General features: G+C 54.2%; 15 protein-coding genes and 2 tRNA genes. 7 read left to right on the top strand and 10 right to left on the bottom strand.

The genetic code is table 11. The annotated features are described in order from the left end of the window. Positions 1 to 13 precede the first annotated feature (13 nt). Positions 14 to 1210, bottom strand: coding sequence for a glycosyltransferase (locus tag EOV40_RS01060; RefSeq protein WP_128104792.1), 1197 nt, complete (start codon positions 1208 to 1210; stop codon positions 14 to 16). Between the two features lie 10 nt (positions 1211 to 1220). Beyond that, positions 1221 to 2216: a hopanoid-associated sugar epimerase gene (gene hpnA / locus EOV40_RS01065; protein WP_050819052.1), complete on the bottom strand. Its 996-nt coding sequence runs from the start codon at positions 2214 to 2216 to the stop codon at positions 1221 to 1223. A 193-nt stretch (positions 2217 to 2409) separates the two neighbouring features. Here hpnA and EOV40_RS01070 point away from each other — a divergent pair, with 193 nt between their 5' ends. Both EOV40_RS01070 and EOV40_RS01075 read left to right on the top strand, forming a co-directional pair. Beyond that, complete coding sequence (locus EOV40_RS01070; RefSeq protein ID WP_087651689.1) at positions 2410 to 3501, top strand: lysylphosphatidylglycerol synthase domain-containing protein; 1092 nt, start codon at positions 2410 to 2412, stop codon at positions 3499 to 3501. Next, positions 3494 to 4390, top strand: coding sequence for a prephenate/arogenate dehydrogenase family protein (locus EOV40_RS01075; protein WP_128104793.1), 897 nt, complete (start codon positions 3494 to 3496; stop codon positions 4388 to 4390). Before EOV40_RS01070 ends, EOV40_RS01075 begins: the two co-directional genes overlap by 8 nt. Positions 4391 to 4405: 15 nt before the next feature. Here EOV40_RS01075 and EOV40_RS01080 read toward each other — a convergent pair whose 3' ends face one another. From EOV40_RS01080 to EOV40_RS01090, 3 genes are all read right to left on the bottom strand, one after another. Continuing rightward, positions 4406 to 5095 carry a tetratricopeptide repeat protein gene (locus EOV40_RS01080; protein WP_128104794.1) on the bottom strand — a complete coding sequence of 230 codons (690 nt, stop codon included), beginning with the start codon at positions 5093 to 5095 and terminating at the stop codon, positions 4406 to 4408. 4 nt (positions 5096 to 5099) lie between these two features. Then, complete coding sequence (ykgO, locus tag EOV40_RS01085) at positions 5100 to 5225, bottom strand: type B 50S ribosomal protein L36 (RefSeq protein WP_003625637.1); 126 nt, start codon at positions 5223 to 5225, stop codon at positions 5100 to 5102. Positions 5226 to 5333: 108 nt separating this feature from the next. Then, entirely contained in the window at positions 5334 to 6296 is a 963-nt protein-coding gene (locus tag EOV40_RS01090; protein WP_050819056.1) for a hydrogen peroxide-inducible genes activator, read from the bottom strand. 180 nt (positions 6297 to 6476) lie between these two features. On the opposite strand from EOV40_RS01090, the gene EOV40_RS01095 reads away from it, so the two are divergent. Together EOV40_RS01095 and EOV40_RS01100 are read left to right on the top strand one after the other, a co-directional pair. After that, positions 6477 to 7019 carry a peroxiredoxin gene (locus tag EOV40_RS01095; protein ID WP_128104795.1) on the top strand — a complete coding sequence of 181 codons (543 nt, stop codon included), beginning with the start codon at positions 6477 to 6479 and terminating at the stop codon, positions 7017 to 7019. A 203-nt stretch (positions 7020 to 7222) separates the two neighbouring features. Next, positions 7223 to 7750, top strand: coding sequence for a carboxymuconolactone decarboxylase family protein (locus tag EOV40_RS01100; protein WP_050819057.1), 528 nt, complete (start codon positions 7223 to 7225; stop codon positions 7748 to 7750). A gap of 98 nt (positions 7751 to 7848) precedes the next feature. Here the strand turns inward: EOV40_RS01100 and EOV40_RS01105 are convergent. The 4 genes from EOV40_RS01105 to ppa form a co-directional block, all read right to left on the bottom strand. After that, positions 7849 to 7925 (bottom strand) — tRNA-Asp (locus EOV40_RS01105). A gap of 149 nt (positions 7926 to 8074) precedes the next feature. Further along, the gene (locus EOV40_RS01110) at positions 8075 to 8683 is read right to left on the bottom strand and encodes a YceI family protein (RefSeq protein ID WP_128104796.1); all 609 of its coding nucleotides are present in this window, start codon (positions 8681 to 8683) and stop codon (positions 8075 to 8077) included. 81 nt (positions 8684 to 8764) lie between these two features. After that, complete coding sequence (locus EOV40_RS01115) at positions 8765 to 9583, bottom strand: DODA-type extradiol aromatic ring-opening family dioxygenase (protein ID WP_128104797.1); 819 nt, start codon at positions 9581 to 9583, stop codon at positions 8765 to 8767. A 158-nt stretch (positions 9584 to 9741) separates the two neighbouring features. Continuing rightward, complete coding sequence (ppa, locus tag EOV40_RS01120; protein WP_003625653.1) at positions 9742 to 10269, bottom strand: inorganic diphosphatase; 528 nt, start codon at positions 10267 to 10269, stop codon at positions 9742 to 9744. Between the two features lie 156 nt (positions 10270 to 10425). Between ppa and EOV40_RS01125 the strand changes: the two genes are divergently transcribed. From EOV40_RS01125 to EOV40_RS01135, 3 genes are all read left to right on the top strand, one after another. After that, positions 10426 to 10499, top strand: a tRNA-Ile gene (locus EOV40_RS01125). An 80-nt stretch (positions 10500 to 10579) separates the two neighbouring features. Further along, positions 10580 to 12259, top strand: a complete 1680-nt coding sequence (ettA, locus tag EOV40_RS01130) for an energy-dependent translational throttle protein EttA (protein ID WP_128104798.1) — start codon at positions 10580 to 10582, stop codon at positions 12257 to 12259. A 123-nt stretch (positions 12260 to 12382) separates the two neighbouring features. After that, on the top strand, positions 12383 to 12886 hold the full coding sequence (locus EOV40_RS01135; protein WP_050819060.1) for a GNAT family N-acetyltransferase: 504 nt from the start codon (positions 12383 to 12385) through the stop codon (positions 12884 to 12886). Positions 12887 to 12938: 52 nt separating this feature from the next. On the opposite strand, the gene EOV40_RS01140 is transcribed toward EOV40_RS01135, so the two are convergent. Beyond that, complete coding sequence (locus tag EOV40_RS01140; RefSeq protein ID WP_050819061.1) at positions 12939 to 13565, bottom strand: MlaC/ttg2D family ABC transporter substrate-binding protein; 627 nt, start codon at positions 13563 to 13565, stop codon at positions 12939 to 12941. Positions 13566 to 13584: the final 19 nt, after the last annotated feature.

Below are 13584 nucleotides of genomic sequence, written 5' to 3' on the forward strand. Positions count from 1 at the left end.
CTTCAGATATATTTCAGGCACGCCGGCTTTTTTGTTCCAGCGTACGCCCATCATTGGGGATAGCTTCGGTGTAAGCACGGTCTTTCCAGACCACACCTTTGCCCCGGTGATGGTTAAGGGCAGACCCGATAGTGGCGGCTGTATAAAACAGTGCGATAAACGGCAGCGCCAATGCCCATAAGGGCGAAAGGCGAAAGCGCCGAAGTGTAGGGATAAAGGCGCAAAGAGAAACCACAAGTGTGGCTGCTCCCACCCATTGTGCAGGCCCATGCGCCAGAAGAGCAAGTGCCGCAGGGGCAAGCCACACCACAATCATGGCCAATACTGTCAGCACCAATAGCGTAGGGGAAAAGCGTAACTGCACATAGGCCGTGCGCGCAATCATACGCCAGATATCACCAGCGGTTGGATAGGGGCGCACAGATTTGGCCAGACAGGAATGGCCTAGATATAAATGGCCGCCCGCCTGTTTAACGCAGCTTGCCAATGTGCAGTCATCTATCAGGGCGCCACGCAGGGCTTCAATGCCACCAATCTGGCGGAGCATATCGCGGCGCAGCAAAATGGTGCCTCCGGCTGCACCGGCAGTTTTGTCCTTGGGGTTATTTACCTTGGCAAAGGGGTAAAGCAGGGCAAAAAAGAACACAAAGGCTGGCACCAGAGCGCGCTCGGCAAGACTTTCGCACTGAAGTTCCACCATTTCGGAAACCATGTGCAGGCGGTCTGTTTGTGCCTTGGCTACCAAGGTGGAAACATGTGCAGGCGCATGAAGGATGTCTGCATCTGTAAACAGCATGTAGCCGCTGCCATCTGCGCATTGGCGTTCGGCTTCTGCCACACCTTGGGCAACGGCCCATAGCTTGCCGCTCCACCCGGCAGAAGGATCTGCCCCATCTATAACTGTCAGCCGGTTATGGGGGTCTGGCAATGCACGTGCCAATCCCCCGGTATTATCCGTGCTGCGATCATTTACTAAAATAACGGAAAGACGGCCCACGTAATCCTGCGCCAGCAGGGAGGAAAGGGCTGGTTGAATGGAGTCAGCTTCATCTCGGGCAGGCACAACCACCGTAACATCTGGCGCAATGTCCATATGCGTTCGGCCTGCTTCTGCGGGGCGCAGAATGGGGCCAGCCTGCCAAAACTTTCCATGAAAAAATATCAGCCCGATCCAGATAATGGCGCATAAAATAGCCAGAGCCAGTATCACCGCTGCTCTCCTATTTCAGCATGCCATTATTGCGGAACCAGGTAATGGCATCTTCTACCGCCTTGCGTGCAGGGCGTGGGTTATACCCCAGTTCACGCTTGGCTTTATCAGATGAGAAGAACATTTTTTTGCGGGACATGGCCAGCATCTCACGCGTAACGCGCGGATTGATGCCAAAGGAGCGGGAAAGCCATTCAGACACAATAGCTACAGGCCAGATTACTTCCTGCGGCAGTTTGATTTTTGGCGGCGGCACGTGGGCAATTTCTGAAACCATGGCGAACAGATCACCCAGCAGGTAGTTCTCTCCACCCAGAATGTATTTTTCGCCAATTGTGCCACGTTCCAGCGCCAGTGCATGGCCTTCTGCAACGTCATCTACATGCACAATGTTCACGCCTGTATCTACATAGGCCGGCATGCGGCCAGCGGCGCAATCCAGAATCATCTGCCCGGTGGGGGTGGGTTTGATGTCTCGCGGGCCAACGGGGGTGGAGGGGTTAACGATAACAGCCGGCAGCCCCTGATCGCGCACCAGTTGCAGCACTTCCTGCTCGGCCCGGTATTTGGAGCGCTTGTAAATGCCAATAACGGCATGTTCCTGCACTGGTGTGTTTTCATCGGCAATGGAGCCATCACCAATCAGGCCCAATGCCGCGACAGAAGAGCAATACACAATTTTTTCAACACCAGCCGCTTGTGCGGCAAGCATAAGCTGGCGCGTGCCCTCTACGTTTGCCGTCATCATGGGGGCGGGGTCTGGCACCCACAGGCGGTAATCAGCCGCAACATGAAACACGTAGCGGCAGCCTTCTACCGCACGGGCAAAGGTTTCGGGGCGCGAAAGGTCACCGTCCACCAGATCGGCAGGAATGTCCGCAATATTGCGTCTGTCGCTGCCGTCGCGCACCATTAGCCGCAGGGAATGCCCCCGTTCCAGCAAAGTGCGGGCTACGGCGGAACCAACAAAGCCTGTTGCGCCGGTTACGAGGGTATGGGCAGTCATGAGAATATACGCTCCCCCAGAGGTACGATACGTAAATAAAAGTGGTAAGGACGTTAATCCCGAACGGCAGGTCTGTTTCTTTATCCTGCTGTCCGAGGTGGCGCCAGACCCCGTGGTGGTGTAAGGGGACGGACCAATCACACACACACACTGATGCGCCGGTTGCTTTTTACCACATGGCAAAGGGCCTTGGGTGTGCTGGACAGACAGAGCTGGGGCCTTGAAGAAGCTTACGGTTTTTCTTACTTTTCTCGGGCTTGTGGCCGTTACGGCAGCAATGGCATGGAGCGGTTTCGATTCCGTTTTGCATGCTGTTATGCGTATAGGTCTGGGCGGCTTTCTTGTAATGGTATGCTGCCAGTTGCTGGTAGATGGCGTTCTGGGGCTGGCCTGGCATGCGGCTTTTCCCGAACTGGGCTATTTCCGGCTGCTGTCCGCCCGTATGGTGCGCGATGCGGCGGCTACATGTCTGCCTTTTTCTCAGCTTGGTGGCATTGTTATCGGGATTCGGGCCACGTGTTCATCGCATGGGTTTTATAAAGGCGATAAGCGGGAAGTGGCGTTGCCAGAGGCGGCTTGCGCCAATCTGGTAGATATCACCACGGAAGTGATGGGGCAGGTGGCTTTTGTGCTGCTGGCCGTTGCTTTTCTGGTGGCGCATCAGCGTTCCAGCCCGTTTGTTGTGCCCGTGGTGTGTGGCGCGGTGTTTCTGATTGCGGGTACGGCCGGGTTTATCTGGACCCAGCGGCATGGTGGTAATTTGTTCCGCAAATTTGGTGGCACATTTACCCGCAGCCTTGCTTCCCAATGGCATGAAAACCTCACACAAGGCGCAGATGATCTGCAAGAGCAGATGGAAGCCGCATGGAGCCGCCCGTGGCATATTTGCCGCTCTGCGCTGTACCATTTTGTGGGGTGGCTGGGCAGTGCGGCCATGCTGTGGCTGACGGCGCGTTTTCTGGGGGCGCATCTTTCCTTCCCCAATGCCATTGCTGTGGAAGGTGTTACCTGCGCCATCATGTCTTTGGGCTTTTTAGTGCCCGGTAGCTTGGGGGTGCAGGAAGGGGCCTACATGGCGTTGGGCCATGCTTTTGGCATTGATCCTTCTGTGTCTCTTGGGCTTTCTCTGCTGCGTCGCGGACGTGAAATTATCATCGGCATTCCCGTTCTGCTGGCATGGCAGTTCATGGAAATGCACGGCCTGCGCGGTAATGACAAAAATGATGAGGACAAGGCCGCTTATCCTCCATCTTCTTCAGTGGTGAAGGATACCCACCTTGGCTGAGGATACAGTACCTGTTTTTGATACACTGGCTGTTATTGGGCCGGGGCTTATCGGGTCTTCCGTGCTGCGGCGCGCGCAGGCGGAGGGCAATCTGGCCCGCAAGCTTATAGCGGTGGATCAAAGCCCGGATGTATGCGCCCGTGTGGCAGAACTGGGTATTGCGGATGAAGTGACAACAGATGCCGCAGCCGCAGCCGCACAGGCAGATTGTGTGATGTTATGCGTGCCGGTAGGCGCTATGGGGCCAGTGGCCGCACAGGTTATTCCGGCCATGAAGCCCGGCGCAGTGTTAACGGATGTCGGCTCTACCAAAGTATCGGTTATTGAAGCCATCAGCCCTTCACTTCGGGCAGATGTGCCATATGTGCCCACGCACCCCATGGCAGGCACGGAGTTTTCTGGCCCAGATGCCGGGCTGGCAGATTTGTTTGAGAATCGCTGGTGCCTGATTACGCCGTTAGACTGCACCACCACAGAAGCGCTGGAAAAAGTGTGTACCTTGTGGGAGCGTTGCGGTGCCCGCTTGCGGGAAATGACACCTGCACATCATGATCGTGTTTGTGCGATTGTAAGCCATTTGCCGCATTTGCTGGCCTTTACCATTTGCGGCACAGCAGATGATCTGGCGAGTGAAACCCGGTCTGAAGTGCTGGATTTTGCGGCATCCGGCTTTCGGGATTTTACGCGCATTGCGGCATCAGACCCCATTATGTGGCGGGATATTTTTCTTTCTAACCGTGAAGCACTGCTGGAAATGCTGGGCCGGTTTATGGAAGATGCACAGGCTATGGCGCGCGCCATCCGGTGGGGAGATTCTGATTACATTGTGGATCGGATTGAGCGGGGCCGCAAAATTCGCAAAAGCCTGATTGAGAACAAGCAGGCCTAACGCCCTGCCTCCTTCTCAGGTGGGTTGCCCGTAGGCTTTAATGTGCAGCGCATCCAGCCGCTTGTGGTTGCGGTCTGTCATGGGGCTGAGTTCCAGCACTTTCTGCCATGCCTTCAGGGCGGCTTTGCCATCATTCCGATGTTCTTCAACGCTCGCCAACAGACTCCAGCTTTCCACGTCTAGTGGATCACGCTGCAAGGCTTCACCAATGTCGGTGATAGCCCCTTTTAGGTCTCCAGCTACAAGGCGCATCTGGGCGCGTGTGCGCCACAGAATGGCTTGGTCAGGTTGCAGGGCCAGTGCATCGCCTATGTCTTCCACTGCATCATCTGGCTTATCGGTTGTCAGGTCTTTTTCAGCCCGACGCACCAGAAGCTGCGTGGTGGGGGAGAGTTTGGCAGAGCGGCGGGCTTCCAGCTTTTCTTGCAGATCATGAGCTTCTTCTGGCGTTTTGGCATGAGCCAAGGCCGTGGAGAGCTGTTTGATCTGCTCAGCAACGCTGTTGGGATGCTGTGCTGCCGTATTTGCTTGTAAGGGAGCAGAGGTAGCCGGTGGCGTGCTGGCTTGTGCCCACACCGTAGTGGGAAAGCCCAGATGTATTGCGCAGAGGCCGACAAACAAAAACCCGTTTCTCCGGCAAGCGGAAAAACGGGTTTTACGCATGACATGCGTGTTCAGCCAGCCAAAAAGGGCCGGATGACGCATGCAATTAGCCCTGACGAGCTTTCATGCGAGGGTTCTTCTTGTTGATAACATAAACCCGGCCGCGACGACGCACTACACGGCAGTCTTTATCGCGCACTTTGGCCGACTTCAGGCTGTTTCTGATTTTCATGGCCCGTTTTCTCCGCCGATGCTGATGGACGTACAAAATAAGTTGGCTCGGCACATACCGGGTGCGTGCGTTAGAGTCAATATTTCTCGCAGTTTCGGGCGCATTTTCTTACAATTTAACGGCTTTATTTGTTTTGCGAGAGGTAGATACAGGTGGAGCCAATGCCGCAAAGGTTGCGGCGAGTGTCTGAAAATCTGCGGCGCGGGGAGATCTCGGCCGCCATGCCAGCCCAATGGTGCGCCGCGCCAGATCACTGGTGAGAGGCCGTGCAATAAGATTGCGCCCCTGCAGAATGCCGGCATGAATGGCCAGTTCGGGCATGATGGCAATGCCCAACCCCAGTTCTACCATTTCTGCCATGGAGTGGAGAGACATGGCGGTAAAAGTGGAGTCGCTTTCTCCTTCAGATCCGCTACGGCTTGGGCTCTGGCGGCAAATGGCCAAAGTTTGATCACGCAGGCAGTGCCCATCTTCCATCATGATCATACTGTGTTCGGATAACTGAGAAGCGGGCACGGCAGATAAGGCAGAAAATGGGTGATCAGGCCGCATAATCACCCGGAAAGGATCTTGCCATAATGGGTGTGTTTCCGTGCCATCACACAGGCAGGGCATGGCCAGCACCAGTATGTCCAACTGGCCGAGGGAGAGTTTTTCTAGCAGATGTTCTGTGGTGTCTTCCGTAATGGAGAGTAAAAGGCGCGGAAAATGCTCTCGCAGGTTACGCACAAGTTGCGGAATCAGAAACGGCCCGATGGTTGGAATAATGCCGACTCGTAATGGCCCTGTCAGTGGTGTGCGGGCTGCGGCGGCCAGTTGTGGCACGGCTTCCAGCGCGGCCAGTGCCTGCCGGGCTTTGAGGGCAATTTCGTGCCCCAAAGGGGTGAACACCACTTTCTTGCCTACGGTGCGGTCCAGCAAAGGGGCATCAAGCTGGCGTTCCAGTGCCATAATTCCGGCGGAAAGGGTGGATTGCGTTACAGCACAAGCGGCAGCGGCCCGCCCGAAATGGCGCAGTTCTGAAAGGGTGATCAGATAGCGTAATTGCTGGGCAGAAGGCAGCGGCAGCACGGCATGATTTCCTGATGCAATGTATCTGAGAGGCAAATCTTCGGCATTTCATCGAATACTTCAATGATTTTGATATAAAATATTCATTGGCTTAAATGAAAAAGCCGCGCCATACAGGATACCACAGCCGGTGGCACGTTGGTGCTGCATGGCGTGTGCCAAGCTATAAGGAGCAAGATTATGCTGACAGTTGGCGATAAATTTCCAAGCTTTGATCTGACCGCCGTTCCTGGTGGCCCGGAAGGCCTGAAGGGCGATTTCGTTCAGATTTCTGACAAGAGCGATGCCGGTAAGTGGAAGATCGTATTCTTCTGGCCGATGGACTTCACGTTCGTCTGCCCGACAGAAATCGTGGCTTTCGGTAAGCTGGCCAAAGACTTCGCTGATCGTGATGCCGTTGTGTACGGTGTGTCCATCGACAGCCAGTTCGTGCACCTTAACTGGCGCCTGCATCATGATGACCTGAAGGATCTGCCGATCCCGATGCTGGCTGACATCAAGCGTGAGCTGACAGAAAGCACAGGCGTTCTGGCTAAAGAAGCCGGCGTTGCCCTGCGCGCGACCTTTGTTGTGGACCCGCATGGCGTGATCCGCCACGTGTCCGTTAACGATCTGTCCGTTGGTCGTAACCCTCAGGAAATCCTGCGTATTCTGGATGGTCTGCAGAGCGACGAACTGTGCCCATGTAACTGGAAGAAGGGTGACGACTTTATTAAAGTCTGAGCCTGAAAATTTCATCTGGCCTACGGGCCGGATGAGGCGGTTGCGGGTGGCATTTGTCACCCGTTGCCTTCTTCCAGAAGGGGAAGGCGGTAGCCCTGATGTGGTTACCATTTGTGCCAAATAATGGTGCAGCTTACGCGGCAAAAACCGTAATGACGCTATGCGTCTGATTTTTCCGAATAACCTGAAAACTGGAAAACGCTATGTCCATTGATTCAATCAAGGATCGTATTCCCGATTACGCCAAAGACCTGCGGCTGAATCTCAGCTCCTTGGCCAATGATGTTACGCTGACACCGCAGCAGCTTGCGGGTACATTTGTGGCATCTGCACTGGCAGCCCGGAATGATGAAGTGACATCAGCCATTGTGGCGCAGTTTGCTTCAACACTTTCCCCCGAAGCACTGACGGCGGCTAAATCAGCCAACGCCATCATGGCCATGAACAATATTTACTATCGCTTTGTGCACATGGCGGGTGGTGAATATTCCAAAATGCCTGCACAGCTGCGCATGAGCGTGATTGCCAAGCCCGGTGTGGAAAAAGCTGATTTTGAGCTGTGGTGTCTGGCGGTTTCCGTGATTAACGGGTGTGATCTGTGCGTAACCAGCCATGAAAAGATCGTGCGCGAAGCGTTGGGGGCATCTGCTGTGCAAACAGCTGCGCGTATTGCTGCCACAGTGCATGCCGTTGCAGTTATTCTGCAAGGTGCCAGCGCTTTAGGTGATTGAAGCTGAAAAGCCTTGCTTCCGGCTGCTTGGCAGCCGGACAAAAGCAGGCCGCACCACTTTGTGTTCCTAAAAGAAATTAAATTTTTAAGGAAATAAAGTGGCGCGAGTGACGGGGCTCGAACCCGCGACCTCCGGCGTGACAGGCCGGCGCTCTAACCAACTGAGCTACACCCGCAGTTTCAACGCGCTTTCGTGCGTTGGTATGTCGCGCTTTATAGCGATGTTTTCGCGTTTGGCAACAGGGTTTTCATAAAAAAATTCATTTCAGGAAAATTTTCTCTCGCCAAGCCCAGAAAAGCGGCAATTTCTTTTGAAAGGAATGGCTTATTTTGCCTTTTCAAATGCCCCAGCAATGGAAAGCTCCACTTTGTCTGCCACCAGAGGCACATAGGTTTTTATGCCATAGGCACTGCGTTTCAGCTCTCCCGTAGCCTGAAAGCCCACAGTATAGGTTTTGTTCATGGGGTTTTGCCCAGCACCTATAAAGCGTGCATGCAGGGTGAGCGGCTGTGTAATGCCATGTAGCGTGAATTGCCCCTCAATATCAGCCGTGTCTGTGCCGGTTTGTGTGATTTTGGAGGAAACAAATTCAGCCTTGGGGTAGCGGGCCACATCAAACCACTCAGATGTTTTGAGCTCTTCGGTCAGTTTGGTGCTGGGTGTCAGGATGCTGCCAACAGGAATGGAAACGCTCAGCCGGGATTGGGCTGGCTGGGCAGGATCCAGCGCAAGCGTGCCCGATGCGTTGGAGAAAAAGCCAGCATAATTGGTAAAGCCCAGATGGAGCACAGAAAACACCACTTGTGTGTGGTTGGGATCTACAGCGTAGTTTCCCTGTTCAACGGCAGAAAAGGCTGGAGCAGCTTGAGCTGTGGAGAGAACAACGGTTAATCCCACAAGTGTCAGGAAAGGGCGCGGGAAAGAGGTGCTCATAAGCTGTTCCTTCAAAAACGAGAGCTTTTAGAGGCATAGCTCCTGAGCAAACAGAAAGTTTCCGGTAAGTTTTTTCCGCCTCTAACCGAAGCGGAATCCAGATAGCGCTTTACCCAAAACTATATCGCTATACGTGCGCACGCCTTCATCCTGTCCGGCAGCACCTGCTGCCACCATAAGTGGCAGTAAATGTTCCTCTCGCGGGTGGCAGACGCGTGCGCCGGGTGCAGAGGTCCAGTGTATGAGCTGTGTATTGCGTTCAACTGGTGGGGTGGTCACCGCTTTTGCCAGCCATGTATCAAATTCTTGTGCAGCCTGATTGGTAGCAGGAGAGCCGTTCATGAAGTGGCGTAGGTTATGATAGGTCATGCCCGTGCCAACAATCAGCACATTCTGGGCACGCAGAGGTTCCAGAGCAGCTCCAAGGGCAATATGGGCTGCGGGATCCATGCTTTTCAGCAGGGATAGCTCCACAATCGGAATATTGGCGTCTTCAAACGCCAGCATAAAGGGGATGAAAACGCCGTGGTCGAACCCGCGTTCTTCGTCTGTGGCACATGGCATGCCAACTTCATGCAAAAGGTTGCAAACAGTGCTGGCCAGCGCAGGACTGCCTGGTGCCGAGTATTGCAACTGATAGGTATGTGGTGGAAAGCCATAGTAATCATAAATGAGCGGTGGATTGGGCGCAGCCGTAACGGTGGGGATGTCTTCTTCCCAATGGCCAGAAACCACCACAATGGCATCGGGTTTGCGGGGCAGGGTGTTTTGCGTACTGCGGAGATATTCCGCCATCCGGTCCCACGTATCGGGCCAATCCATAAAAAAGCAGGGGCCACCACCATGAGGGAGAAAGAGAACGGGCTGACGTGAGGGAAGGGAAGACCCCGTGATGGGCATGCTGGTTTTCTCCAATATCCGTGTCTCATATTGGAGGGGAAGGGCATGCTTGATAAGCCGTTTTCTGGAAGAACTCTTTTTACGCAGGGTATGAGGCAAGAAAAAAGCTGCGGGGCAGAAGCCACCGCAGCTTTTTGTAAGCAGAGTGCAAAGGCGGCTTATTTGCCTTTTGCAGCTTCCAGAGCTTTTACAATGAACTCGCCTGCTTCTTCCTTGGTGCCCCAACCGGTCACTTTCACCCATTTGCCTTTTTCGAGGTCTTTATAGCGGGTGAAGAAGTGTTCAATGGCCTGCACGGTAATTTCCGGCAGATCGCTCACGCTTTCCACTTTGGTAAACTGCGGGTGCACTTTGTCGTGCGGGACGCAGATGATTTTTTCGTCCTGACCGGATTCGTCTTCCATCTTCAGAACGCCAATCGGGCGGGCGCGAATCACGCAGCCGGGCACAACATTGTGCGGGGTCAGCACCAGAGCGTCCGTCGGGTCGCCATCAGCTGCCAGCGTGTTGGGGATAAAGCCGTAAGCCGTGGGGTAAGCCATGGGTGTGAACAGGAAACGGTCTACCACAAGGGCGCCGCTTTCTTTGTCAATTTCGTATTTGACTGAAGAACCCTGCGGAATTTCGATCACGACGTTAATATCAAACGGCACATCTTTGCCGGGGGAAAGTTTTGAAACGTCCATTGAAGACTGCTCCAGAGCTGAAAAATTAAAGGCGGCAAACCCTATCTGGCAGATGCCCGCTTGCCAAGAGTAATGCGTTTTTCATGCCAACTGGCAGTTTTCAGCACAGAAACCCTTGCCAAATCGCTCAGGTTGCGTAATCAGGAACCCGCCTGCGCGCCCGTAGCTCAATTGGTTAGAGCGGGCCGCTCATAACGGCTTGGTTGCGGGTTCAAGTCCTGCCGGGCGCAGGCGATAACAGCTTGCTGCGCCGATGTGGTCGCACCCGCCAGTTTTATCTTACCCATCCGCATTACGGGAGTTCATTATCATGGCATCCTATCAATACGTTTATGTCATGAAGGATCTGACAAAGTCCTATCCCGGCGGGCGTGAAGTGTTCAAAGGCATCACGCTGTCCTTCATGCCGGGTGCCAAAATTGGCATTCTGGGTGTGAACGGTGCTGGTAAGTCTACCCTGCTGAAAATCATGGCTGGCATCGATAAGGAATTCGGTGGTGAGGCATGGGCCGCAGAAGGTGTGCGTGTTGGCTATCTGGAGCAGGAACCGCAGCTAGACCCCAAGCTGACCGTGGGTGAGAACGTGGCTCTGGGCTTTGGTGATCTCAAAAAGGCCGTAGATCGGTTTAACGAGATTTCCGCCCGCTTTGCCGAACCCATGGAAGATGAGGAAATGAATGCCCTGCTGGCCGAACAGGCCGAATTGCAGGAAAAGATTGATGCCGGTGATGGCTGGGAGCTGGACCGCAAGCTGGATATTGCGCTGGACGCCCTACGCTGCCCGCCGGCAGATAGCCCGGTCGATAAGCTTTCCGGTGGTGAGCGCCGCCGCGTGGCCCTGTGCCGCCTGTTGCTGGAAAAGCCCGATCTGCTGCTGTTGGACGAACCCACCAACCATCTGGATGCTGAAAGTGTTGCGTGGCTTGAACGCACGCTGAAGGATTACGATGGCACCGTGATGGTCATTACCCATGACCGTTACTTCCTGGACAACGTGACCAACTGGATTCTGGAAATCGAGCGTGGCCGCGGTATTCCGTTCGAGGGTAACTATTCCTCCTGGCTGGAACAGAAGCGTAAGCGTCTGGCTCAGGAAGAAAAGGAAGAAAGTGCCCGCCAACGCGCATTGGCTGCGGAACAGGAATGGATTAACGCCAGCCCCAAAGCCCGGCAGACCAAAAGCAAAGCCCGTATTACCAAATATGAGGAAATGCTGGCTGCTAGTGCTGAAAAAGTTAGCGGCGTGGCAGACATTGTTATTCCGCCTGGCCCACGCCTTGGTGGCACTGTTATTGAAGCCGAAAACCTAACCAAGGGTTTTGGTGAGCGCCTGCTGATTGATAACCTCAACTTTAAGCTGCCACCGGGTGGCATTGTGGGGGTTATTGGCCCGAACGGTGCTGGTAAATCCACCTTGTTCAAAATGATTATTGGGCAGGAAAAGCCAGATGCGGGTGATCTGAAGATTGGTGAAACCGTCAAGCTTGGCTACGTAGACCAGTCTCGTGATGATCTCGATGCAGACAAAACCGTGTGGGAAGAAATTTCCGGCGGCACAGATGTGATCTATCTTGGCAAACGGGCTGTGCCTTCACGTGCCTATGTTGGGGCCTTTAACTTCAAAGGGTCTGACCAGCAGAAGAAGGTAGGCGTGCTTTCTGGTGGTGAGCGCAACCGCGTGCATCTGGCCAAGATGCTCCGTCAGGAAAGCAACGTGATCCTGTTGGACGAACCGACCAACGATCTGGACGTAGATACTCTGCGTGCGTTGGAAGATGCACTGGCAGAATTTCCTGGTTGTGCTGTGGTCATCTCGCATGATCGCTGGTTCCTGGACCGTCTGGCAACGCATATTCTGGCCTTTGAAGGCGATTCCCACGTGGAATGGTTTGAAGGGAACTTCCAGGCATATGAAGAAGACAAGCGCCGTCGTCTGGGCCCGGAGGCTACAGAACCAGGCCGTATCCAGTACAAACCTCTTGCGCGCTAAGTAAGGTTAATAGGAGCCCTGAGTTTACTGGGCTCCTATCTTGATGAAGGCACCATGTATTACCGGCAGCATGTGCAATTAAAGGAAGGGTACCTGCCTTTTCTTTGCTGCAAGGTGTGAATTGTGGATTCGCGTTCGGTCAGAACTCCGCGCTTACTGCTTAAGCCCGTAACTTGGCGGGATATGGAAGATATGGTGCGCCTGAAGGCAGATGGAGGTGCCTTTGGTCGCATGCTTGGTGGTGTGCGCAGCCGCCAACAGGCGGAACTGGAAATGGCGGATGATATCGCTTTCTGGGCCTGCCATCGGGTAGGTATTTTCACTATTCATGAAAAAGGCCGCTTTGTAGGGATGACCGGTATTCATGACCGGCCAGATGGACGCGGCTTTGCCCTGCGTTTTGCACTTTTTCCGTGGGCCAGTGGCCGTGGCATTGCGCGAGAGGCCGCAGGGGCAGCCCTTAACTTTGCGCATGACGCCGGGATTAATAAAGTGATTGCCGTTGCGGCAGAAAGCAATGTGGCATCCCGCACTATTCTGGGCGGCATTGGGATGCGGGTGGAAGAAACGTTTCAGAGAGATGGCCAGACAATGCTGGTTTATGAAAGCGTTTGGCCCAAGCCATAAAAAAGGGGTGTTCCATATGGAACACCCCTTTTTAAATTGGAATATGTTTGCGTTAGTTAGCCGGTGCGTTGTGGTGGCTCAGCTGGCGCTGCAAGGCATCCAGCAGGGCACCTACGTTACCGCCATTGCGTGCGATGTAGGATGAATAGTCATTCCGCTGTGTCAGGCGCAGGCTTGCACCTTCACCAATAACGTCCACCACTTTGGGGCTGCCAGAGGTATCGCTTACAATCCACTGCATGGCAGCGGCAGGCTGCTGTGGGCGCACCAGCGTGCTGTCTACGGCGTATTCACCAGCACCAGTGCTGGTAACATTGCCCAGCGTAAAGTTTACGCCGCGGTATTCACCCAGCTTGTCCGTAATGGCGTTAACCAGAACCTGATGGAACAGGCCCAGATAACGCTGCTGCTGATCTGGAGAAGCGGTTTTCCAGTAACGGCCCAGACAGTAACGACCGATTCCATCAATATCGACGTTTTTCTGCACCAAAGGCAGCACTTTTTCTTTCTTTTCAGCCAACGGAATAGGGCTGTTGACGATGGCAACAAGCTGATTGCCAAACACCTGAATAAACTGTTTTGCGTTTTCCGCAGCGCGTGCAGGAGCGGAAAAAAGGCCACCAGCGCAAAGCAGGGCAAAGGCACCCAGAACAACACGGCGGCTTGAAAGAAATTTCATGTCTGTGTACCCTTTTGGC

Source organism: Acetobacter oryzoeni, assembly GCF_004014775.2.
Classification (GTDB): Bacteria; Pseudomonadota; Alphaproteobacteria; order Acetobacterales; family Acetobacteraceae; genus Acetobacter; species Acetobacter oryzoeni.

Bases quoted from the DNA above. Each gene is read 5' to 3' on its own strand.
- hpnA (WP_050819052.1), bottom strand. From the start codon at position 2,216: ATGACTGCCCATACCCTCGTAACCGGCGCAACAGGCTTTGTTGGTTCC.
- EOV40_RS01080 (WP_128104794.1), bottom strand. From the start codon at position 5,095: ATGCGTCATCCGGCCCTTTTTGGCTGGCTGAACACGCATGTCATGCGT.
- ykgO (WP_003625637.1), bottom strand. From the start codon at position 5,225: ATGAAAATCAGAAACAGCCTGAAGTCGGCCAAAGTGCGCGATAAAGAC.
- EOV40_RS01095 (WP_128104795.1), top strand. From the start codon at position 6,477: ATGCTGACAGTTGGCGATAAATTTCCAAGCTTTGATCTGACCGCCGTT.
- EOV40_RS01100 (WP_050819057.1), top strand. From the start codon at position 7,223: ATGTCCATTGATTCAATCAAGGATCGTATTCCCGATTACGCCAAAGAC.
- EOV40_RS01110 (WP_128104796.1), bottom strand. From the start codon at position 8,683: ATGAGCACCTCTTTCCCGCGCCCTTTCCTGACACTTGTGGGATTAACC.
- EOV40_RS01115 (WP_128104797.1), bottom strand. From the start codon at position 9,583: ATGCCCATCACGGGGTCTTCCCTTCCCTCACGTCAGCCCGTTCTCTTT.
- ppa (WP_003625653.1), bottom strand. From the start codon at position 10,269: ATGGACGTTTCAAAACTTTCCCCCGGCAAAGATGTGCCGTTTGATATT.
- ettA (WP_128104798.1), top strand. From the start codon at position 10,580: ATGGCATCCTATCAATACGTTTATGTCATGAAGGATCTGACAAAGTCC.
- EOV40_RS01140 (WP_050819061.1), bottom strand. From the start codon at position 13,565: ATGAAATTTCTTTCAAGCCGCCGTGTTGTTCTGGGTGCCTTTGCCCTG.